We start from the raw sequence: 22,950 nt of genomic DNA, 5'->3' as shown, positions 1-22,950 counted from the left end.
TCGTCATGCACGGGCCTCCGCCGTCTGTGCCGCCAGTTCCCGGGCCCGGGCGCGCGCCCAGGTCTCCGCTTCGAGGACGTCCGCGACGGTGAGCGAGGTTCCCGTACGGGGGGTGCCGTGTTCCTCGACCACCCGCGTGACGGTCTCCATGATCCCGAGATACGGCAGCGCGCCGGAGCGGAACGCCTCGACGCACTCCTCGTTGGCCGCATTGAACACCGCCGGGGCCGTGCCCGCGAGCGCCCCGACGTGCCGGGCCAGGTTCACCGAGGGGAAGGCCTCGTTGTCGAGCGGGAAGAACTCCCACGTCGAGGCCTTGCTCCAGTCGAAGGTGGGGGCGGCGTCGGGGACGCGTTCGGGCCAGCCGAGGCCGATGGCGATGGGCCCGCGCATGTCGGGGGGCGTCGCCTGGGCCAGTGTCGATCCGTCCGTGAACTCAACCATCGAGTGGACATACGACTGCGGGTGCACGACCACCTCAATGCGGTCGAAGGGAATGTCGTAGAGGAGGTGGGCCTCGATCACCTCCAGGCCCTTGTTGACGAGGGTGGCGGAGTTGATCGTGATCACCGGGCCCATGGCCCAGGTGGGGTGGGCGAGGGCGTCCTCGACGGTGACGGCCGCCAGCTGTTCCTTCGTACGCCCCCGGAACGGGCCGCCGGACGCGGTGACGACCAGCTTGCGCACGTCGGCGCGGGTGCCGGCCGCGAGTGCCTGGAAGAGGGCGGCGTGCTCGGAGTCCACCGGGATGATCTGCCCGGGCTTGGCGAGGGCCTTGACCAGCGGGCCGCCGACGATGAGCGACTCCTTGTTGGCGAGCGCGAGGGTGCGGCCCGCCTCCAGGGCGGCCAGGGTCGGGGCGAGCCCGATGGAGCCGGTGATGCCGTTGAGGACGGTGTGGCAGTCGGAGGCGGCGAGCTGCGTGGCCGCGTCCGGTCCGGCGAGGATCTCGGGGAGCGGCTCCCCGGTGCCGTACTGGGCTCCGAGCGCCTCCCGAAGCGCCGGTACGACGTCCTCGCGGGCCACGGCGACGGTCCGTACCTTCAGCCGGTACGCCTGCTCGGCGAGGAGGGCGATCCGGCCGCCGTTGGCGGACAGGCCGGTCACCCGGAAGCGGTCCGGGTTGCGCAGCACGAGGTCGATGGCCTGGGTCCCGATCGACCCGGTGGACCCGAGGATCACCACGTCCTTCGGGCCGTCGCCCGCCACCGGGTCGTAGACGAGGTGCGGGTCGGCGAGTGGGGCTGGACTGTCGCTCATTCCCCCATTGTGGCCGTAACCGCCCTCGGTGAGGACAGCGCGTCCCTCGGGCGGGTGGCGCGGGGCAACCGGGGCGGGCCCTGTCGTCGCCGTGCGGGCGAGGCGGTGACGACAGGGCCCGGGTGTCAGGGGATGGGGCGGTGGACGTTCTGCCTGGTGCTCGGCCCGGGTGTCGCGTCCGCGATCCAGGGGCCCTGGCCGGACGGGTCGACGACGCCCTGCTCCAGCCACTCGTAGGCGCCGCCCAGGACGCCCTTGACGACCTTGTGGTCGAGGTCGTCGGTGTTGGTCCACAGCCGGCCGAAGAGTTCTTCGACGCGGATGCGGGCCTGGCGGCAGAAGGCGTCGGCGAGCTGGTAGGCCTCGCGGCCGTGGTCGCCCTTCGCGCGCAGGTGCTCGGCGCGGACGCAGGCGGCGCTCATGGCGAACAGCTCGGCGCCGATGTCGACGATGCGGCCCAGGAAGCCCTGCTTGGTCTCCATCCGGCCCTGCCAGCGGGACATGGCGTAGAAGGTGGACCGGGCGAGCTTGCGGGCGGTGCGTTCGACGTACCTGAGGTGTCCGGAGAGGTCGACGTGGCCCGTGGGGTGGAATTCGGCGTAGGAGCGCGGGAGGTGGCCCGGTCCGGCGACCAGTTTCGGCAGCCACTTGGCGTAGAAGACGCCCGCCTGTGCACCGGCCCTCGCCTTGTCGGACAGGGACTTGTCCGGGTCGATCAGGTCTCCGGCGACCGACAGGTGGGCGTCGACCGCCTCGCGGGCGATCAGCAGGTGCATGATCTCCGTGGAGCCCTCGAAGATGCGGTTGATCCGCAGATCGCGCAGGAGCTGCTCGGCGGGCACCGCGCGCTCCCCGCGGGCTTCGAGGGAGGCGGCGGTCTCGAAGCCCCGTCCGCCGCGGATCTGGACCAGCTCGTCGGCGATCCGGCACGCCATCTCGGAGCCGTAGAGCTTGGCGAGGGCGGCCTCGATGCGGATGTCGTTGCGGTCCTCGTCGGCCATCTGGGAGGAGAGGTCCACGACGGCCTCCAGGGCGAAGGTGGTCGCCGCGATGAAGGAGATCTTGGCGCCGACCGCCTCGTGCAGGGCGACCGGCTTGCCCCACTGCTCGCGCGCCGCCGACCACTCGCGGGCGATCTTCAGGCACCACTTGCCGGCGCCGACGCACATGGCGGGCAGCGAGAGGCGGCCGGTGTTCAGGGTGGTCAGGGCGATCTTGAGGCCGGCTCCCTCGGGGCCGATGCGGTTGGCGGCGGGGACGCGGACCCGGTGGAAGCGGGTGACGCCGTTCTCCAGGCCGCGCAGGCCCATGAAGGCGTTGCGGTTCTCGACGGTGATGCCCTCGGAGGCGGCCTCCACGACGAAGGCGGTGATGCCGCCCTTGTGGCCCTCGGACTTGGGGACGCGGGCCATGACGACCAGCAGGTCCGCGACGACGCCGTTGGTCGTCCACAGCTTCACGCCGTCGAGGACGTACTCGTCGCCCTCCGGTACGGCGGAGGTCGCGAGGCGGGCCGGGTCGGAGCCGACGTCCGGTTCGGTGAGCAGGAACGCCGAGATGTCGGTGCGGGCGCAGCGCGGCAGGAACGTGTCCTTCTGCTCCTGGGTGCCGAACATCTTCAGCGGCTGCGGTACGCCGATCGACTGGTGGGCGGAGAGCAGCGCGCCGATCGCCGGATTCGCGGATCCGACCAGGGCGAGGGCCTTGTTGTAGTACACCTGGGTGAGGCCGAGTCCGCCGTACTTGGTACCGATCTTCATGCCGAAGGCGCCCAGCTCCTTCAGCCCCGTGATCACCTCGTCGGGGATCCGCGCGTCGCGTTCGATGACGGACCCGTCGATCTTCGTCTCGCAGAAGTCGCGGAGCTTGGCGAGGAACTCCTCGCCGCGCTGGACGTGCTCGTCGGCCGGGACCGGGTGGGGGTGGAGGAGGTCGAGGCGGAAGCGGCCGAGGAACAACTCCTTGGCGAAGCTGGGCTTGCGCCAGTCCTGTTCCCGGGCAGCCTCCGCCACCTGACGGGCCTCACGTTCGGTGACGGTGGGTCGGGAGGAAGGGGTGGGTGGAGCGGACATGAGGCTCACCTCGCCGCGAATCGGCATCGAAGGGAGGTACGGCCGCGAAGTACCCGATGGGCGAACTCGCGGGCGTACGTTACTAGTCGGTGCTACCCGATCGTGTGTACCCGTTCCGGGGCGGACCCACCACCCTTTGTGCGGCCGTTCGGCCGATGGCCGCGGGCGCGAGAGGATGGGCGGGAGGCCGGGGAAACAGCGGGAAAGTAAGCTGTCGAAGCGCTTCGACAGCCTATGGACACCCACTCCCACTGGGGCTACTGTCGAACCACCCTCACCCGCCCATATCCACCCCTCGCGCTGTCGAAGCGCTTCACAAAGCTTGGAGAGCTGGATGGTCACCCTCGCCGAGGTCGCCCAGCACGCCGGAGTCTCGGCGAGCACGGTGAGCTATGTCCTCAGCGGCAAGCGGTCCATCTCCACCACCACCCGGCAGCGGGTCGAGGAGAGTATCCGGAAGCTCGGCTACCACCCGAACGCCGGCGCCCGCGCCCTGGCCAGCAGCAGGTCGAACATCATCGCGCTGATGATCCCGCTGCGCACGGACATGTACGTGCCGGTGATGATGGAGATCGCCATCGCGGTCGCGACCAGCGCACGCGCCCACGGATACGACATCCTGCTGCTCACGGGCGAGGAGGGGCCCGACGCGGTGCGCCGCGTCACCGGCAGCGGCCTCGCCGACGCGATGATCCTTATGGACGTCGAACTCGACGACGAGCGGCTGCCCTTGCTGCGGGGCACCGACCAGCCCTCCGTGCTGATCGGGCTGCCCGCCGACACCACCGGGCTGACCTGCGTCGACCTCGACTTCCGGGCGACCGGTGCGCTGTGCGTGGAACATCTGGCGTCGCTGGGGCATCGCGACATCGCTGTCATCGGTGAGGCGCCCGCCGTCTACGAGCGGCACACGGGCTTCGCCGAGCGCACCCTCGACGGGCTGCGCACCCGCGCGCGTGAGCTGGGACTGCGGCTGCTGCACCGCCCGTGCGAGGGCGGCTACGACGCGATGTCCGCGACCCTCGCCCGAGTCTTCGACGAGCGCCCGGGCACCACGGGATTCGTCGTCCAGAACGAGTCGGCGGTCGAGCCGCTGCTCGCGCTGCTGCGTCAGCAGGGCCGGGCCGTGCCCGAGGACGTGTCGGTGGTCGCGGTCTGCCCCGAGCAGGTCGCCGTCCAGGCCTCGGTGCGGCTGACCTCGGTCGCCGTGCCCGCGCAGGAGATGGGCCGGCACGCAGTGGAGCAGCTCGTCGCCAAGCTCGACGGGCGCGGCAGCGAGGAGGTCGTGCTGCTCGCGCCGGAACTGACGGTGCGGGCCAGCTCGGGGCCGGCACCGGTCCGGCCCTAGGCGCCGCGGTCCGGGAGCGGGCCGTGGTCCCGGCCTGCCTGCCGTGTCGCAGCCCTGGCCCCTTCGCCACCGTCCCGCTCGCGGCTCACCCCGCCGAGGGCCACCGTCCCGTCCGTCGCCCGGCCCCCTCTCCCCCGTCCGCCCCGGGCCACCGTCCCGTCGCCATCGCCCCTTCGCGGCCCGATCCGTCGTGGGCCACCCCGCCGTAGGCCACCCTCCCGTCGCCGCCCCCCGTCCGGTTCTGATCTCCGCACCGCCGCACCGCCGCAGCGTCCCGCGGCCGCGCTCTTCGTCGGCCGTCGGCGCTCGGTGCTCACCCGTCCGGCCCGTGCCAGGGCACCGCCATGTCCGCACTCCCCAGGAGCACGCCTCGTGAATCAGCCTGCCCAGACACCGCCCGAGGTCGGCCTCGCCCAGTCCTCCCCCACCGTCGGCATCCTGCGTGAGCGGGACGGCGCGCTGGAGTGGAGCGGGCGCCAGGAGACCGTCCGGATCGAGCCGTGGGGGCCGGACGCGGTCCGGGTCCGGGCCCGGCTCGGCGGCCCCGTGCTGGAGGACCTCCCCGGCGCCCTGCTCCCGCACGCCCCGGCGACCGGGAGCACCGTCACGGTCGAGGACGGGCACGGTTCGCTGACCGTCGGCGCGCTGACCGTGGAGGTGGATCGGGAGGGACTGGTCCGCTTCGTGCGCACGGCCGACGGGGGCGAGCTGCTCGTCGAGGAGCGCGCCCACTTCTGGTGGCCCGGCCCCCGCCTGTACACGGCGGTCGGCAACGGGTACCACCGCCTGGAGCAGCGGTTCGCCGCTTACGAGGACGAGCGGCTGTACGGCCTCGGGCAGCACCAGCACGGTCGACTCGACCAGAAGGGCCTGGTCGTGGACCTGGTCCAGCGCAACGCCGAGGTGTCGATCCCCGTCCTCACCTCCAGCCGCGGCTACACGCTGCTGTGGAACAACCCGGCGATCGGCCGTGTGGAGCTGGCACACAACGGCACCCGCTGGGTCGCCGACTCGGCCCGGCAGATCGACTACTGGATCACCGCGGGCGCCCCGGCCGACGCGCAGCGCCGCTACAGCGCGGTGACCGGCCGCACCCCGATGCTGCCGGCCTGGGCGGCGGGCTTCTGGCAGTGCAAGCTGCGCTACCGCACGCAGGACGAACTCCTCGCCGTGGCGCGGGAGTACAAGCGGCGCGGGCTGCCCCTCGACGCGATCGTGTGCGACTTCTTCCACTGGACGCACCTCGGCGAGTGGACGTTCGACCCGGCCGAGTGGCCCGACCCGGCGGCCATGGTCCGGGAGCTGGACGAGCTGGGCGTCAAGCTGGTGGTCAGCGTCTGGCCGTCGGTGTCCCCGCTGAGCGAGAACCACCCGGTGATGGAGCAGCGCGGCTACTTCATCGGCACCCAGTACGGCCCGATGGCGCACGCCGACTGGCCGGACAAGGGGGTCGCCTCGACGGTCCAGGTGGCCTTCTACGACGCCACCAACCCCGAGGCCCGCGAGTTCGTGTGGTCGAAGGTCAAGGAGAACTACCTCGACCCGTACGGCATCACGGCGTTCTGGCTGGACGCCTGCGAGCCGGAACTGAAGCCGGGCTTCCCGGAGAACCTGCGCTACTGGGCGGGCCCGGGCCTGGAGGTCGGCAACCTGTACCCGGCCGAGAACTCCCGCGCCTTCGACGAGGGCCTGCGCGCGGCCGGCGTGGACGAGGTGATCACCCTCAACCGCTCGGCGTGGGCGGGAAGTCAGCGCCACGGCGCCGCGCTGTGGTCCGGTGACATCGGCACCGACTTCGCGACCCTGCGCCGCCAGATCGCGGCCGGTCTGAACACCGCCCTGTCGGGCATCCCCTGGTGGAACACGGACATCGGCGGTTTCCACGGCGGCGACCCGGACGACCCCGCGTACCGGGAGGTGATGATCCGCTGGTTCCAGTTCGGCGCGCTGTCCCCGCTGATGCGCCTGCACGGCTTCCGCGACCCGGGCATGCCGCTGGGCCCCGACATGACCGGCGGCCCGAACGAGGTGTGGTCCTACGGCGAGGAGGCGTACCCGGTCCTGGAGAAGTACCTGCGGCTGCGCGAGCGGCTGAAGCCGTACGTGCTGGACGTGATGCGCGAGGCGCACGAGGAGGGGCTGCCGGTGATGCGGCCGCTGTTCCTGGAGTTCCCCGGGGACCCGGCGGCGTGGGGCGTGGACGACGCCTACCTCTTCGGCCGGGACCTGCTGGTCGCGCCGGTGCTGACGGCGGGCGCCACGGCCCGGACGGCGTACCTTCCGGCGGGCGCGCGCTGGACGGACGCGTGGACGGGTGAGACCTACGGGGGCGGGGCGACCGTGACGGTCGACGCTCCGCTGGACCGCATCCCGCTGTTCCTGCGGGACGGGGCGCGGCTGCCGGTCGCGGAGTAGACGCGGGGAGGGGCCGGTCCCGGGCGGGACCGGCCCCTCGGCCGTGGTGCGGTGGGTCAGCCGCCGCTGACCGTCAGGTTGTCGGTGCGGAAGTCCAGACCGCCGGCGGACGAGGTGATCTCGTAGCCGAACTGCACGTCACCGATGGTCTCGTTGCCCATCCAGCCCTTGGTGTCCTTGATCCACTTGAGGATCGGCAGAATGTCGACCGTGCCGGAGCTGGAGTCCGAGGTGCGCAGGAACGAGAAGACCTCGTTGGCGCCGTTGTTGCCCTTGTAGACGTTCCAGGAGTGGCCGCCGAGGGTCACCGAACCCTGCGAGGTGCCGAGCGGGCCGACGGCGCCGTTGTGGTTGACCCAGAGCATGATCTCGTAGTCGTAGTCCGTGTCCCAGATGTCGTACGACGTGTTGTACGCGCCGGAGGACGGGACCGAGACCTTGTAGCTGCTGGTGAGCGAGCCGAGGGAGGTGATCGGCTTGTTGATCACCTTCTTGGCGTTCGGGTACGACTTGATGCCGCCGGTGTTCGGGTGATCGGCCCAGACGCCCCAGTTGGTGCCGGAGTTGGCCCAGACGCACTGGCTGCCGGCGCCGGAGCCCCAGATGTTGTTGTAGAGGGTGTAGCCGTTCAGGCTCGTGTTGCCCCACTGGTCGCAGGAGTTCCAGACGGCGGCCTGGGCGGGGGCGGAGGCGAGGCCGACGGTGGCGCCGAGCGCGAGGGCAGGGGCCAGGAGAGCGGTCAGGGTGCGCGTGCGTGGTGCCATGGCGTGTCCTTCCATGGGTGGGGGGAGGGGCGCTGGTGCTACCGCGCCTTGACGCTGATGACGCGGTCCTCCCCGGCGACGAGGTCGAGCGGTTCGGCGCCGGAGGGAGTCCTGAGGTCGATGCGGTGGGTGCGGTCCGGGCGCAGGACGGCCGTCGCACTGCCCTCGGACGTCCAGGTGAGGTCGAGTGCCGCCCCGAACCGGGTGCGCACGCCCCTGAGTTCGCCCTCGGGGCAGGTGGCCGGGAGTGCGGGGAGCAGGACCAGCCGGCCGGGCGTGGACTGCACGAGCATCTCGATGAGCACGGCCGGGAGGGCGTGCGCGGCGTCGGCGTTGTAGACGTCGCGGTGGGGGTAGTGCGCGCTCATCAGGGACGCGTGGAAGTAGTCGCCGTCGAGCACCCGGCCCAGGGCGTGGGCGACCCGGGCACCGTCCCCGAGCCGGGCGGCGACCAGGGCGTGGTGGAGGTGGCCGTGGGCCGAGTCGTTCTCGGCGCCCCGCAGTTCGAGGGCGCGCCGGGCGGCCTCGGCGAGGCCGGGGGTGTCGTAGGGGGTGATCTCGTCGAGCGGCCAGACGCCGTAGAGGTGGCTGAGGTGGCGGTGGTCGTAGGTGTCGGCCAGGCCGGGCCGGGCCCATTCGGCGAGGGCGCCGTCGGCGTTGATCCGGTGCGGCGGGAGCCGGTCGGCGAGGGCGCGCCAGCGGTCGGCGTGCTCGGGGTGGCGGTCGGCGGCGGTGCGCAGGGCGTGCCGGGCGGCGGAGAGGTCCATGGCCGCGTCGACGGTGCCCCAGCTCGCGTTCGCGGGCCGGTTCTCGGGCGAGTAGGAGGGGACGACGGCGAGCCGGCCGTCGCCGTCGGTGCGGGTGAGGAAGTCCTCGTAGAACAGGGCGACTTCGGCGAGCGCGGCGGTGGTGCGCGGGTCGTGGGTGCCGTAGGTCTCGTCGTGGTCGACGAGGGGCTTGAGCAGCCAGTCGGCGCCGGCCGTCCACAGGTGCAGGGGGTACTCGCGGCTGAAGTGGTACGTGTGGCCGCACTCGCCGTCGGTGTGGGAGGGCGCGACGACACCGCGGGTGCCGAAGACGTCGCGGGCGTTGTCCCGCCAGTCGGGCAGCTGGCGGTGGACCAGGGCCGCGTGTGCCTCGGTGACCTCGGGCAGGGCGGCCGCGGCGGCGGAGGCGGTCTGGAGGTTGAGGTTGGCGTTGGTGGTGAACGCCCCGGACCAGGCGGTGTTCCAGTCGCCGGTCCACAGGCCGGTCAGGCGGGGCGGGAGCAGGCCGCCGGCCGACAGCAGGTGGTAGCGGCCGGCGGCGAAGAGGCGCTCCAGGAGCGCCGGGCTGCGGGGGCACGCGAGCAACGCCGAGCCGGGCAGGGCGCGTTCGGCGGGCTCGGCGGCGAGGTCGAGGGTGACACGGTCGTACGCGACGCGGTGCAGGGCGAGGTGGCGGCCGAGGAGGACGTCGTACGACGTGCCGCCCGGCCCGTCGTCCCGTGCGTCGTCCGGTCCGTCGTCCGAGGTGCCGTCCGGTCCGTCGGGGAGACTCCCGGCCGCCAGGTCGCGCAGGGCCCGCCCCTCGGCGGCCACGTCCAGTTCGCCGGTGTGCCGGCGCACCCGGGTGAGGAGCAGGACCTCCGTGGCGCCCTCGACGAGCACGCCCGGCGGGACCAGTTTCGTGGTGCCGCCGGTGACGGCGACCAGGGTGACGCCGGTGTACGCCAGGTCACTGCCGGGGTAGCGGGCGCGCAGGCTGAGCAGGGCGCCCCCGGGGGTGAGCACGGCGCCGTGACCGATGCCCAGGCCGGCGGGGGCGCCGGGGAGGCGGGGGTCGAGGGAGATGTCGAGGGTGAGGTGGGGGGCGGTGAGGTGCTGGACGATCACGTCGTCGGCGCGGGAGACGAAGACCCGGCTGGTCCAGGTGGAGCGGGCCGCGGTCGTCTCGCCGGTGGTGAAGTCGACGGAGCGGCGGTAGGGGTGGCCGGTGTCGTCGGGGGGCCTGTTCAGCCGGATCTGGAACGCCGGGTGGAAGGGCCGGACCCACTGCAGCGGGCGGCCGTCCGTGAACTCCTCGGCGGCGGTCGTGTCGCCCGCCAGCAGGCGGTCCTGGAGCGCGGCGAGTCCGGCGGCGAGCCGGGGCGGCCGGCGGAGCTCGTCGCCGCCGTTCGGGCGTACGAGGGTGTGGTGGGTGACGACGACCCGGTCGGTCTGCGGGTCGCCGAACACCAGGGCGCCATGGTGGCCGTTGCCGCTGAGGAAGGCGTCCTCCCAGCGGGCGGCGGGCTCGGGCTCCCAGGTTCCGTGCACGGGCCCGCCGGTCATGAGGCCGGCCCCGCCAGGACCGCCACGCCGTAGCGGCCGAGGGTGACGCGGTCGGTGACGGTCGCCTCGGTCAGCAGGTCGTGGTGGGTGCCGGGGACGTCGACGGTGACCGGCTCGCGGCCGTGGTTGAGGACGAACAGCAGGTCGCCGCGGCGTACCGCCTCCACCTGGGCCGGGAGGCCGTCGAGCACCGGGCGGGCGCCCGCTTCGGCGGCGGCCCGGGCGAGCAGCCCGCGCAGCGCGTCCGGTTCCGGCAGGGTCGACACGTACCAGGCGCGGCCCTTGCGCAGGACGGCCGGGAGCCCGTCCAGCTCGCCGCCCCGGTACGGGAGGGTCTCGGTGGCGGTGCCGTCCGGTTCGATCTCCTCCGACCACAGCGTGCCCCGGAACCCGTCGCACGCGACCGTCTCGTCCGCCTCCAGGGGCCACCACTCGTGCAGGGTGCGGATGCCGAACAGGTCACGCAGCCGGGCGTCCATGCCGCCGGCCCTGACCCGGTCGTCCTGGTCGGCGACGCCGGTCAGGAAGCCGCAGACGAGGGTGCCGCCGCCGCGGACGTGGGCGAGGAGGTTGTCGATCGCGGCGTCCGTGAGTGCGTAGAGCTGCGGCACGACGACCGCCCGGTACGGCGTCAGGTCGTGCTCGGGGTGGGCGAAGTCGGTGGTGAGGTGGGCCTCCCACAGGGCCCGGTGCCAGGCGTGCAGGACGTCCGGGTAGTCGAAGCGGGTGGAGGGGCGGCCGTCCTGGGCGCCGGCCCACCAGGAGTGCCAGTCGTGCAGGACGGCGACGTCGGCCGTGATCCGGGTGTCCGCCACGTGCGGGCCGAGCTTCGCGAGGTCGGCGCCGAGCTGTCCGACCTCCTGGTACGTACGGCCCTGCTCCCCCGCGTGGCCGACCATGCCGGAGTGGAACTTCTCCGCGCCCTGCCTCGACTGGCGCCACTGGAAGTAGCAGACGGCGTCGGCGCCGCGCGCCACGGCCTGGAGGGACCACAGGCGGTTCAGGCCGCGCGCCTTGGGGTGGTTGGCGCCGCGCCAGTTCACCGGTCCGGCCGCCTGCTCCATCAGCATCCAGGGGCCGCGGGCCTGCGAGCGGGTCATGTCCTGGACCAGGGCGCCGTGCTGGGCGCCCAGGGGGTCGCGCGGGTCGGGGTAGAGGTCGACGGAGACGACGTCCTCCTCCTCGGCCCAGCGCCAGGCGTCCTGGCCGTGCCACAGCGGCATGAAGTTGGTGGTGACCGGGAGGTGCGGGGTGTGGCGCCGGACGATGTCGCGTTCGGCGGTGAAGCACTCCAGGAGCATGTCGGAGGTGAAGCGGCGGAAGTCCAGCACCTGGGTGGGGTTCTTCAGGTAGTGGGCGCGGCGGGCCGGGAGGATCTCCTCCCAGTCGCCGTAGCCCTGGCTCCAGAAGGCGGTGCCCCAGGCGGTGTTGAGGGCGTCGAGGGTGCCGTATCTGTGCTGGAGCCAGCGGCGGAAACGGGCGGCGGCCTCGTCGCCGTGGTCGAAGGTGCAGTACTCGTTGTTGATGTGCCACATGGTGAGGGCCGGATGGCCGGCGTAGCGGGCGGCCAGGGCCTCGGTGACGGCGGCGGCGTGGCGGCGGTAGGTGGCGCTGGAGTGCGAGAAGTGCTGCCGGCCGCCCCACCACTCGGTGCGGCCGTCCTCGTCGCGGGGCAGGGTGTCCGGGTGGAGGCGCCCCAGCCAGGGCGGGGGCGACGAGGTGGGCGTGGCGAGGACGACGCCGATGCCGTGCGTGTGCATCAGGTCCATCAGGCGGTCCAGCCAGGCGAAGTCGTGGACGCCGGGCCGGGGTTCGAGTGTGGACCAGGAGAAGACGCCGAGGGTGACGGAGTTGACGCCGGCGGCCTTCATCAGGCGGACGTCCTCGTGCCAGGTCTCCTCGGGCCACTGCTCGGGGTTGTAGTCGCCGCCGAAGAGGATGCGGCCGCGGGTGACGTCCGCGAGGCCCGGCGTCATCTGGGCTCCCCGTACTGGATGCCGCGCCCGTTGGTGGCGAGGTAGACGCGGCCGTGGACGCGCGGGTCGCCGGTGATGGTCTCGCCGGTCCAGCCCCACTGGTGCCGGTCGTCGTTGATCCGCGTCCAGCTCTTCGCCTCGTCGTCGGAGCGGTAGACGGCGGTGACGGCCTCGGTGGAGCCGACCTGGTAGATCGCCGGGTAGCCGGCGCCGTCGGCGGCCTTGCCGAAGCCGAGGGTGTAGGAGGACCGGCAGCTGTCGACCCTGGTGAAGGTGGCGCCTCCGTCGGTCGAGCGGTGCAGCCCGTTCCCCTTGGTGCTCAGCCACAGGTCGCCGGACCGGCCGGGCGCCGCGACCAGCTTGAACTGGCTGTCCCCGGACGGCAGTCCGGTCGCGCGGGCGCTGAAGGAGAGGCCGCCGTCGGTGCTGGCGAGCAGCGTTCCGGTGTCGGTGTCGTACGCGTAGAAGCGCGCCGGGTCGGCCGGGTCGGCGACCGGTACGGCGCCCTTCGGGAAGGTGGGGACCTCGGACCAGGTGGTGCCGTTGTCCGCGGAACGGTGGGCCGGGTACCTGGTGCCGTCCCAGTGCACGAAGGACCACAGCAGGACGCTGCCGTCGGCGTTGACGGCGATCGGTCCGGGCGCTTCCTCGGCGAGGGCCGGCTGGGCCGCGAAGGGCGTCCAGGTGATGCCGCCGTCGCCCGAGTACGCGCCGTTGCCGTGATCGCCCCAGCCCGCCCGGACGACGTACGCCGGTCTGCGCGCCGCCTGCGCGAGGCCCGTCGCGGATCCGGAGACGGGGTTCGTCGCCATGCCGCGGGCCGGTGAGGCGGTGAGCCGCTCGTGGTACATCACGCCGATGTCCCGCGACCCGCTGAGCAAGTGCGCCTGGCCCGCCGGGGGCGAGATCAGGTGGGTCACGGACGTCTCCTCCAGGCCGCGGATCCGCGGGGCCCAGCGTCTGAGGTCGCGGGTGCCGTAGACGGTGGCGCCGGTGCCGTAGAGGACGTGCCGCGAGTCGTACGGGTCGAGGGCGACGGCCTGGATCCACCAGCCGAACTTGGGCTGTTCCTCGCCCCATTCGAGGTAGGGCGTCTCCGACACGTCGAGGACGGCGGAGTCCTTGAGGGACGTCCAGGTCCGGCCGCCGTCGGTGGTCCGGAACAGGGTGTCGACCGCCGCCCAGCGGTTGTTGGTGGAGACGACGACGGTGCCGGGGCGGCGGGCGTCGACGGCGACGCCGCCGTAGCCGAAGGTGTCGTTGCCGCCCGGCGCGAGGGGCGTGACGTCGGTCCAGCGGCCGTTCGTGGTGCGCAGCTTGTGCACGCTGCCGGTGGACTGCCCGTTGGGTCCGGGTGCGTCGGCGTACGTCACGTACAGCTCGCGGATGTGCCCGTCGTACGCGGCACGGACCGGGACCCTCGCCGCGGCGGTGGAGGGCTGCCCGGGGACGGCGTCCCAGGTGAGGCCGTCGGCCGTGCGGAACAGGTTCGGCGCAGTGCCGTCGGCGTCGCCCCAGCCGGCGTACACGGTGCGGCCGGCGGCCACGAGGAGGGTCACGCCCTGTCCGGTGCCGGTCGGGGCGGCCGGGAAGCCGGGGGCGGGGGCCCAGGTGGCGCCCCGGTCCGTGGACCTCCACAGCCCGTCGTGCCGGGTGCCCAGCCAGAGGGTGCCGCTGTCGCGCGGGTCGACCAGGAGCCGCTCGCCGGTGCCCCGGCCGTCCTCGTTGGCGCCGAGCTTCACGGTGAGGTCGGTGCGCTGCCAGGTGGTGCCGCGGTCGTCGGAGCGCAGGATCGCGCCGTTGCCCGCCCAGGCCTGGGCGTAGGTGCCGCAGGCCAGGTAGAGCCGGTCCGGGTGGGCGGGGTCGACGGCCATCGCCTCGACGCCGAGCAGGTTCCAGTCGTCCCAGCCGAGGTGGTCGAGCAGCGGCGTCCAGCGGCCGGCGCGGTCGTCCCAGCGGTAGGCGCCGCCGATGTCGGTGCGGGCGTAGGCGAGCCCGCGGACGCGGGGATGGAACATGACGCCGGTGACGAATCCGGTGCCCCCGATGACGACGTTGCGCCAGTGGTAGGGGGTGTCCCCGCCGCCTTCGGCAGCCCGGGCTCGCGCGGGGGCGACAGGAACGGCGGCCAGCACGGCACCGGCCGCCGCCCCGGCGAGTACGGCGCGTCTGTTCGGGCGGAACGTGGACATGAGATACCTCGCTCTGCAAGGGACAGGGAGTGGAGAAACCCAAGGGGCGTACCGGAACCTCACCCCTTCACCGCACCGGTCAGCATCCCCTTCTTGAAGTGACGCTGGACGAACGGCGACAGCACGGCCACGGGCAGCAGCGCCATGACCATCACGGCCATCTGCACGGCCAGACCGGAGAGCTCACCGGTCTTGATGGCCTGCCCGAGACCGACGGGCGCCTCCTGCTTCTGCACGAGCTGGATCATGACGTTCTGCAGGGGCAGCATGTCCTGGTCGTTGAGGTACAGGGAGGCGTTGAACCACGCGCTCCAGTAGCCCACGGCGTAGAACAGGGTGATCACCGCGACGACCGCGCGGGACAGCGGCAGGACGATCTGCCACAGGATGCGCAGGTCCCCGGCGCCGTCGATGCGGGCGCTGTCGGTCAGCTCCTGGGAGATGCCCATGAAGAAGCCGCGCAGCACCAGGATGTTGAAGACGCTGATCGCGCTGGGCAGGATCAGCGCGAGGTAGCTGTCCGTCAGGCCGAGGGACTGCACCAGCAGGTAGGTGGGGATGAGGCCCGCGCTGAAGAACATCGTGGCCAGCAGCACCATGAGGATCCAGCGGTGGCCCAGCGAGCCGCTGCGGGACAGGCCGTAGGCGCACAGCACCGACACCGCCATCGAGAACAGCGTGCCGACGAGGGTGATGCCGATGCTGACGAGCGCGGCGCGGGTGACCTGGCCGCCGCTGAGCAGTTCCTGGTAGGCGACGAAGGTGATGTCCTTCGGGATCATCACCAGCCCGCCGGCCTCGTCGATGGCCTTGCGCGAGGAGAGGCTGGTGACGACGACGATCCACAGCGGGAAGAGGATGCCCAGGCAGGCCAGGAGCAGCACCAGCCCCTTGCCGGCGAGTCCGGCCCGGCTGGGTTTCTCCTCCCACACCGGCCGGGGCGGCGCCGCCCACCGGCCGGGCCCGCGCGCGGGCTTGTCGTTCACGGCGGTCACTTCCTGCACGGTGGTCACTTCTTGTACACCCCCTGCTCGCCCATGAGGTGGGCCACCTTGTTCGCGATCAGGACCAGGCCGAGACTGATGACGCCCTTGACGAGTCCCGCGGCGGCCGCGTAGCCGAAGTCCTGGTTGCGTACGCCGTTCCACCACACGAAGGTGTCGAGGACCTCCGCGGCTCCCGGTCCGACGGCGTCGCGTTGCAGCAGGATCTGTTCGAAGCCGACCGTCAGGGCGTCGCCGACGCGCAGCACCAGCAGCAGGGCGATCACCGGGCGCAGCGCGGGCAGCGTGACGTGCCACATGCGGCGCCAGCGGTTCGCGCCGTCCATCGCGGCGGCCTCGTACAGGTCGGGACTGACCGAGGCGAGCGCGGCGAGGAAGACGATGATCCCCCAGCCGGCGTCCTTCCACACGCTCTGCGCGGTGACCAGGAACTTGAAGGTGTCCGGGTCGGTCATGAGGCTGAGACCGTCGTACCCGTGGTCGCGCAGCAGCTGGGACAGCAGTCCCGCCCCGCCGAACAGCTGCTGGAAGACGGCGATGACCAGCACCCACGAGAAGAAGTGCGGCAGGTAGAGGATGGCCTGCGAGATCGCCCGCACCCGGGGCCGGACCACGCTGTTGATGAGCAGCGCGAGCAGGATGGGGACCGGGAAATACAGCACGAGCTGGAGGAGGAACAGCACCAGCGTGTTCCGCACGGCGTTCCAGAAGGCGGAGTCCTCGAAGATCCGCTGGAAGTTCTCCAGGCCCACCCAGGGGCTGTGCAGGATGGAGACGATCCCGTTGTCGCTGATGTAGGGGTCGTACTCCTGGAAGGCGACGACGTTGCCGAGGATCGGCACATAGTTGAAGAGCAGCACCAGCAGGACGGCCGGCAGCGTCATCAGTATCAGGACGCGGTCGCGTCGGAACCTCAGCCTGAGGCTCAGCTTCCCTGAGTGCGGCTTTCCCTTGCGGGAGCGGGCGGCGTCGTCGGACGCCGCCGGGGTCTTCTTCGTCGCGTCGGCCTCGGCCCTGGTCCGGGGCACCGTGCTGTGGGACACGGCCGTTCTCCTCGCCTCGGTACCGGTCAGTTCGCCGCCGTGCCGTTCTCGTCGAGCAGCTTCTTGTACCAGTCGCGCAGTTCGTCGCCGCCCTTGCTCCGCCAGTCGGAGACGGCCTGCTGCATGTCGCTGACCTTCTTGCGGCCGCGGACGATGTCGTCCTCCAGCTGCTCGAAGTCGTTGGAGAGGTTGGTGTAGCGGGCGGGCTCGACGATCTGCATGCCGTAGAACGTGGGCTTCTTGGTGAAGGCGCCCATCCGCTGCTGCCACTCGACCTGCCCCTTGGCGACCTCGGGGAAGTCGGGGTGGGCGATGGTCGCCGCGGGGCTCGCCACCATGACGAAGGCGTTCATCACGTCGATGTTGCCCTGGTCGGTCTTGGTGGGCACGCCGTCCTCGACGGTGTAGTGGGTGCCCTCCACGCCGTAGTTGGTCGCCATGTACTCCTTGGTGCCGTACGGCGCGGCGGTGACGTTGGCGACGGCCAGCACGTCGCGGATCACGGACTTGGACGCCTTCTTGTTGACGAAGGCGAAGATGCTGGCCGGGTTCTGCGCCCACAGGGTGGGGTCGCCGCCGTCGTGCCCGAAGAAGTCCATGCCCCAGATCTTGAACTCGGGATTCTGGGTGGCCTGTTCCGCGGTGCGGCTCCACCACTGCGACATGTCCTGGTTGTAGACGAGGAACTCGCCGGCGGCGAACTTGGGGCCGGGGTCGGTGGCGTTGCTCTTGCCGAGCTTGGCGTCGGGGTGCACGACCCCGGCGGCGAACAGCTTGCGCGTCCACTCCAGCGCCTCGAGGTACTCGTCGGTCTCGGCGCGGTGGATCAGCTTGCCGTCGACCTGGTTCCAGCCGAGCGACTTCTCGTTGCCGGAGAGCACACCGAAGGCGTTGAAGGCGGTCCACTTCATGTCCAGGCAGGCCCAGCGCTTGGCCTTCGCGTTGGTGGCGTCCTTGGCCAGTGCCATGAACTCGGCGCAGGACCGGGGGACTTCGTAGCCCTCCTTCTCGAAGATGTCCTGCCGGTACAGCGGCACGATGCCGGACACGTACGAGGACGGCATCGGCAGGCCGAGCAGCTTGCCGCCGAAGATGGACCGCTGCCAGGCGTCGGTGGGGATCGCGGCGAGGTTGGGGTACTCCTTGACGGCGTCGCCGGAGAGGTACGGGCCGAGGTCGGCGAACTTGCCGATGATGGCGCTGGGGATCTTGCCGGTCATGTTCCAGCCGGGCACGACGACCACGTCGGGCACCTCGCTGGAGGCGAGTACCGCGCCGAGCTTCTGGTCGTAGGTGTTGCCGTCCTGGTTCTGCCAGACCACGTCGACGCCGATGAGGTCGTTCATCGCCTTGTAGTAGGCGTTGTCCGCCTTCGGCGGGGACCCCCAGAACGGCGACATGATGGTGACCCTGCCGCCCTTGCCGAGCTTCTCGGGCACCGAGGTCTTGAGGTCCGCGAGCTCCAGCTTGCCGGTGAAGCCGACCGCGGAGCCGTTCTTGCTGGGGATGTCGGGGGTGACCACGTTGCTGGCCACGTACGCCGGCAGCAACTTCTCCGCGTCCTTGCCCGACGTGGTGCCGTCGCGCGAGCCGCCGTCGGATCCGCCGCAGGCGGTCAGCAGCGGCATTCCACCCGCCACCGCTGCGGTGGCGACCGCCGTGGAGGCGAGGAACTTTCTCCGGCTGGGGCCGGAGGCGGCGTTCGGCGTCATTGCGTCAACCCTTCATGGCGCACCAGGACACCCGGCGGTGTTGCCGTCGGCTGCGGTGTCTTCAGTGGAACTGGCTGAGCTGAAGCGGTCGTCGGAGGAATACGCGGTTCCGGACGCACCCCCGGCGCGTGCCTGGTTCACCGGTTCCGTAGTCGAAGCGCTTCGATGTTGCTGCGAGGTTAAGTGAACGCCTGAGGGCGCACAAGGGCCGCTTCCAAGATTCCTCCGAGGCGTGCCGGGTGGGCGAGCGATTGACCGTGTTCGTGCCGCACTTGGAGAGTGACGAGAAGTCGGAGTTCGTCCGTGGAGACGGCTTGACACCCGCACCGGAGCCGAATGAGCATCGAAGCGCTTCGAAAGCGTCTCGCCGCTCCATCGCAAGGGGATCTCCACGTGACCGCACCCACGCCGCCTTTCCGTGATCCGCACCTGCCGTTCGGGAAGCGCGTCGACGACCTGATGTCGCGGCTGACGCTCGACGAGAAGACCGCGTTCCTGCACCAGTTCGCCCCGGCCGTCGAGCGGCTCGGCATCGCCGCGTTCCGCACCGGCCAGGAGGCGCTGCACGGGGTGGCCTGGATGGGCCCGGCGACCGTGTTCCCGCAGGCCGTGGGCCTCGGCGCCACCTGGAACGAGGACCTGGTGCGCCGGGTCGGCGAGGCGGTGTCCAAGGAGGCCCGGGCGATGCGTGCCCGCGACGAACGCGTCGGCCTCAACGTGTGGTCCCCGACCGTCAACCTGCTGCGCCACCCCCTGTGGGGCCGCAACGAGGAGGGCTACTCGGAGGACCCGAGGCTCACCTCGGCCATCGCCACCGCCTACACCCGCGGACTGCGCGGCAGCCATCCGACGTACTGGCGCACGGCGCCCGTGCTCAAGCACTGGCTCGCCCACAACAACGAGACCGACCGGGACACCTCCTCGTCGTCCGTCCGCCCGCGCGTCCTGCACGAGTACGACCTGCGCGCCTTCCGCGAGACGGTCGAGGCGGGCGCGGTGGCCGGAGTGATGCCCGCGTACAACCTGGTCAACGGCCGCCCGAACCACGTCTCCCCGTACCTGCGCGAGCAGCTGCGCACCTGGACGGACGAGGAGCTGCTGGTCTGCTCGGACGCCGGCGCCCCCTCCAACCTGGTCGACTCCGAGCACTACTTCGACACCCACGAGGAGGCGACCGCCGCCGCGCTGCACGCCGGGGTGGACAGCTTCACCGACCACGGCACGGACTCCACGAAGATCGTCGCGCGCGTCCGGGGCGCCCTCGGGCAGGGGCTCCTCACCGAGGCCGACCTCGACGCGGCCGTGCGCCGCCAGCTCGCGGTCCGCTTCCGCCTCGGCGAGTTCGACCCGGAGCTGGACCCGTACGCCGCCACCGCCGACTTCGACACCCCGGAGCACCGCGCGCTGGCCCTGGAGGCCGCCGAGCAGGCGGTCGTCCTGCTCAGGAACGACGGCGTGCTGCCGCTGGCCCCGGACACCCGTGTCGCCGTCGTCGGACTGCTCGCCGACGAGTGCAAGCTCGACTGGTACAGCGGCACGCTCCTGCACCGCTCCACCCCGCTGGAGGGCCTGTACGAGCGGTTCGGCGCGCAGAACGTCAGCTTCGCGGAGGGCGTGGACCGGGTCCGGCTGAGGACCGCCGCCGGTACGTTTCTGCACGTGCTCCCGGCAGAGGACTCCCCCGACGGGGGGCCCGGCGCCGAGGGCGCCCTCGACCCGGCCCTGATCGCCGGCCGCACCGACCTGCCGCCGCTCACCACCGACGCCACCGGCAGCGAACTCGCGCTCGTCGACTGGGGCGAGGGGGTGCTCACCCTGCGCGCCCACGACGGCCGGTACCTGTCCGTCGCCGAGGACGGCTTCGTCCGCGCCTCCGCCGACCAGCCCGGCGGCTGGGTCGTGCAGGAGACGTTCCGCCTGGAGCCCCACGGGAACGGGCACCTCCTCCGGCACCTGGGGACGGGTCGTCCCGTCTGTGTCGCCGCCGACGGCGTGAAGGTTGCCGCGGACGACGCGGGCGGCGAGGTCTTCGAGCTGGTCGTCGCCGAGCGCGGCGAGGAGGCGGTGACGCGGGCCGCGGCCGGGGCCGACGTGGTCGTGGTGGTGGCGGGCAACGACCCGCACATCAACGGCCGGGAGACCGAGGACCGTACGACCCTGCGGCTGCCGGACCACCAGGAACGGCTGCTGCGCGCGGCCCGCGCCGCCAACCCGCGCACGGTGCTGGCGCTGGTCTCCGCCTACCCGTACGCGGTCGACGCGGAGCCCCTCCCGGCCGTGCTGTGGACCGCGCACGGCGGCCAGGCGGCCGGCACCGCGCTGGCCCGGGTGCTGGCCGGTGACGTCTCCCCCGCCGGCAGGCTCCCGCAGACCTGGTACGCCGACGACGCCGACCTGCCCGGTCTGCTCGACTACGACGTGATCGGCGGCCGCCAGACCTACCTGTACTTCGAGGGGACCCCGCTGTTCCCCTTCGGGCACGGCCTGTCGTACGCGTCCTTCGCGTACGCGGACCTCTCCGCCCGGGTCGGGGACGGCTCGGTGTCCGTGTCCTTCACGGTCACCAACACCGGCGACGTCACCGCCGACGAGGTGGCGCAGCTCTACGCCCGCGCCGAGGCGCCCTCGGTCCCGCGCCCCCGCCGGGAGCTGCTGGCGCACCGGCGGCTCACCCTGGCCCCGGGCGAGCGGGCGGAGGTGTCCTTCGACGTGCCGCTGTCCGCCTTCGCGTTCTGGGACGTCGCGCACGGCCGGTGGCGGCTGGAGCCGGGCCCGTACGCCCTGCTGGCCGGCGCGTCCAGCGAGGACGTGCGCCTGGAGACGACGGTCGCGCTCGACGGGGAGCCCGCCGCGCCGCGCCCGGTGCGCGAACGGGGCCTGGAGGCGGCCTGCTTCGACGAGCAGAGCGGCACGGAGATCGTGGACCGCACGAAGGCGGCGGGCGACGCGGTGACGCCGGTCGCGGGCGGGGTGGGCGAACTGCTCTACCGGGCCTGCGACTTCGGTTCCGGCGTCACGCGGGTGACCGTCGCGGTGGCGGGCGGGGGCACGGTGGAGATCGCCCTCGACGGGGGTCCGTCGTCGGCGGTGCTGTCGCCGCAGGCGCCGACGCCGGGCCCGTACGACTACGTGGAGCTCGGCGCCGCCCTGACCGCCGAGGGCGTGCACGATCTGACCGTCAGGCTGCGCGGCGCACTGCGGCTCGCGCACGTCGGCTTCTCCGGTTGAGGGTCCGGAGGCAGCCGGCACGCCGACGGCCCGAACCCCCGCACAGTGGGCTCGGGCCGTCGGCCTTCTCGGGGTGGGTCAGAGGGCGAGGCCCGTCAGCACCAGCACCCGCTCGTAGGTGTAGTCGTCCATCGCGAACTTGACGCCCTCGCGGCCCACGCCGGACTGCTTGGCGCCGCCGTACGGCATCTGGTCGGCGCGGTAGGAGGGCACGTCGCCGACGACGACGCCGCCGACCTCCAGGGCGCGGTGGGCGCGGAAGGCGGCCTGCACGTCGTGGGTGAACACGCCTGCCTGGAGGCCGTACTTGGAGTCGTTGACGGCGGCGAACGCCTCGTCCTCGCCGTTCACCTTCTGCACGCTCAGCACGGGACCGAAGACCTCCTCGCAGGCGAGGGTGACATCGGCCGGCAGGTCGGTCAGGACGGTCGGCGCGTACGAGGCGCCGTCCCGCTTGCCGCCGGTGAGGAGCTTCGCGCCCGCGGCGACGGCCTCGTCGACCCAGGACTCCACGCGCTCGGCGGCGGCCTCGCTGACCAGCGGGCCGACGTCCGTGGCGTCGTCGTTCGGGTCGCCGGTGACCTGGGCCTCCACGGCGGCCACGATGCGCGGCAGCAGACGGTCGTACACGGCGGCGTCGGCGATCACGCGCTGCACCGAGATGCAGGACTGGCCGCCCTGGTAGTTGGAGAAGGTCGCGATGCGGGTCGCGGCCCAGTCGAGGTCCTGGTCGCTCGCCCAGTCGCCGAGGACGACGGCCGCGCCGTTGCCGCCCAGTTCCAGGGTGCAGTGCTTGCGCGGCACCGAGTCCATGATCGCGTAGCCGACCGTCTCGGAGCCGGTGAAGGAGATGACCGGCAGCCGCTCGTCCTGGACGAGGGCGGGCATGCGGTCGTTGGAGACCGGCAGGATGCTCCAGGAGCCGGCGGGCAGCTCGGTCTCGGCGAGCAGGTCACCGAGGATCAGGCCGGAGAGCGGGGTGGCGGGGGCCGGCTTGAGGATGATCGGCGCACCGGCCGCGATCGCCGGGGCGATCTTGTGGGCGCACAGGTTCAGCGGGAAGTTGAACGGTGCGATGCCGAGGACGACGCCCTTGGGGAAGCGGCGGGTGAGGGCGAGCCGGCCCTGGCCGCCGGCGTCGGTGTCCAGGCGCTGCGCCTCGCCGCCGTTGAAGCGGCGGGCCTCCTCGGCCGCGAAGCGGAAGACGGACACGGCGCGGCCGACCTCACCGCGGGCCCACTTGATCGGCTTGCCGTTCTCGGCCAAGATCAGCCGGGCGAGCTCCTCGGTGCGCTCGGCCAGGCGGCGGCTGACGTGGTCCAGGGCGGCGGCGCGGACGTGGGCGGGGGTGGCGGCGAACTCGTCCCGTACGGCGTACGCGGCGGCCACGGCCTCCTCGACCTGGGCGTCGGTCGGCAGGCTCACCGTGGCGACGGTGCGGCCGTCCCAGGGGGACGTGACGTCGAAGGTGTCCTCACCGGTGGCCTGGCGGCCGGCGAGCCAGAAGGCGTGGGTGGAAGTCATAGGGAGTCCCGGCCCTTCCGCGTTGGGGGTGTGTGTACGGGGTGTGCGGAGTCCACGGTAGGGCGGGGGGCGGCGGGTGGCGTTTGTCCGAGTCGTAGTG

General features: G+C 72.3%; 13 protein-coding genes. 3 read left to right on the top strand and 10 right to left on the bottom strand.

The window, feature by feature from the left end:
• Nucleotides 1-3: 3 nt before the first annotated feature.
• Together dxr and IEZ05_RS28435 are read right to left on the bottom strand one after the other, a co-directional pair.
• The gene (gene dxr / locus IEZ05_RS28440; RefSeq protein ID WP_189233122.1) at nt 4-1,260 is read right to left on the bottom strand and encodes a 1-deoxy-D-xylulose-5-phosphate reductoisomerase; all 1,257 of its coding nucleotides are present in this window, start codon (nt 1,258-1,260) and stop codon (nt 4-6) included.
• Between the two features lie 125 nt (nt 1,261-1,385).
• A complete protein-coding gene (locus tag IEZ05_RS28435) occupies nt 1,386-3,332 on the bottom strand; it encodes an acyl-CoA dehydrogenase family protein (protein ID WP_189233121.1) in 1,947 nt (648 codons plus the stop codon).
• Nucleotides 3,333-3,666: 334 nt separating this feature from the next.
• Here IEZ05_RS28435 and IEZ05_RS28430 point away from each other — a divergent pair, with 334 nt between their 5' ends.
• Together IEZ05_RS28430 and IEZ05_RS28425 are read left to right on the top strand one after the other, a co-directional pair.
• On the top strand, nt 3,667-4,680 hold the full coding sequence (locus IEZ05_RS28430; RefSeq protein WP_189233120.1) for a LacI family DNA-binding transcriptional regulator: 1,014 nt from the start codon (nt 3,667-3,669) through the stop codon (nt 4,678-4,680).
• A gap of 372 nt (nt 4,681-5,052) precedes the next feature.
• The gene (locus IEZ05_RS28425) at nt 5,053-7,095 is read left to right on the top strand and encodes a glycoside hydrolase family 31 protein (protein ID WP_189233119.1); all 2,043 of its coding nucleotides are present in this window, start codon (nt 5,053-5,055) and stop codon (nt 7,093-7,095) included.
• Between the two features lie 56 nt (nt 7,096-7,151).
• Here IEZ05_RS28425 and IEZ05_RS28420 read toward each other — a convergent pair whose 3' ends face one another.
• From IEZ05_RS28420 to IEZ05_RS28390, 7 genes are read right to left on the bottom strand one after another with little or no spacing between them, the layout of a single operon-like run.
• Entirely contained in the window at nt 7,152-7,859 is a 708-nt protein-coding gene (locus tag IEZ05_RS28420; protein ID WP_189233118.1) for a glycoside hydrolase family 12 protein, read from the bottom strand.
• A 38-nt stretch (nt 7,860-7,897) separates the two neighbouring features.
• Nucleotides 7,898-10,171, bottom strand: coding sequence for a glycosyl hydrolase family 95 catalytic domain-containing protein (locus IEZ05_RS28415; RefSeq protein WP_189233117.1), 2,274 nt, complete (start codon nt 10,169-10,171; stop codon nt 7,898-7,900).
• On the bottom strand, nt 10,168-12,147 hold the full coding sequence (locus IEZ05_RS28410) for a beta-galactosidase (protein ID WP_189233116.1): 1,980 nt from the start codon (nt 12,145-12,147) through the stop codon (nt 10,168-10,170). The genes IEZ05_RS28415 and IEZ05_RS28410 overlap by 4 nt, the downstream gene beginning before the upstream one ends.
• A complete protein-coding gene (locus tag IEZ05_RS28405) occupies nt 12,144-14,339 on the bottom strand; it encodes an exo-alpha-sialidase (protein WP_189233115.1) in 2,196 nt (731 codons plus the stop codon). The genes IEZ05_RS28410 and IEZ05_RS28405 overlap by 4 nt, the downstream gene beginning before the upstream one ends.
• 59 nt (nt 14,340-14,398) lie before the next feature.
• Nucleotides 14,399-15,334 carry a carbohydrate ABC transporter permease gene (locus IEZ05_RS28400; protein WP_189233171.1) on the bottom strand — a complete coding sequence of 312 codons (936 nt, stop codon included), beginning with the start codon at nt 15,332-15,334 and terminating at the stop codon, nt 14,399-14,401.
• 14 nt (nt 15,335-15,348) lie between these two features.
• Complete coding sequence (locus IEZ05_RS28395) at nt 15,349-16,386, bottom strand: ABC transporter permease (protein ID WP_189233114.1); 1,038 nt, start codon at nt 16,384-16,386, stop codon at nt 15,349-15,351.
• Between the two features lie 26 nt (nt 16,387-16,412).
• Nucleotides 16,413-18,098 (bottom strand): extracellular solute-binding protein, encoded by a 1,686-nt coding sequence (locus tag IEZ05_RS28390; RefSeq protein WP_189233113.1) that lies wholly within the window; start codon nt 18,096-18,098, stop codon nt 16,413-16,415.
• A 336-nt stretch (nt 18,099-18,434) separates the two neighbouring features.
• Here IEZ05_RS28390 and IEZ05_RS28385 point away from each other — a divergent pair, with 336 nt between their 5' ends.
• Nucleotides 18,435-21,326 (top strand): glycoside hydrolase family 3 C-terminal domain-containing protein, encoded by a 2,892-nt coding sequence (locus tag IEZ05_RS28385; protein ID WP_373298861.1) that lies wholly within the window; start codon nt 18,435-18,437, stop codon nt 21,324-21,326.
• A gap of 78 nt (nt 21,327-21,404) precedes the next feature.
• On the opposite strand, the gene IEZ05_RS28380 is transcribed toward IEZ05_RS28385, so the two are convergent.
• Nucleotides 21,405-22,850, bottom strand: a complete 1,446-nt coding sequence (locus IEZ05_RS28380; protein ID WP_189233111.1) for an aldehyde dehydrogenase family protein — start codon at nt 22,848-22,850, stop codon at nt 21,405-21,407.
• Nucleotides 22,851-22,950: the final 100 nt, after the last annotated feature.

It is taken from the genome of Streptomyces flaveolus, from assembly GCF_014648815.1.
Taxonomy (GTDB): domain Bacteria; phylum Actinomycetota; class Actinomycetes; order Streptomycetales; family Streptomycetaceae; genus Streptomyces; species Streptomyces flaveolus.
The sequence above is the reverse complement of the archived record's forward strand: the minus strand, read 5'-3'. Positions and strand labels throughout refer to the sequence as shown.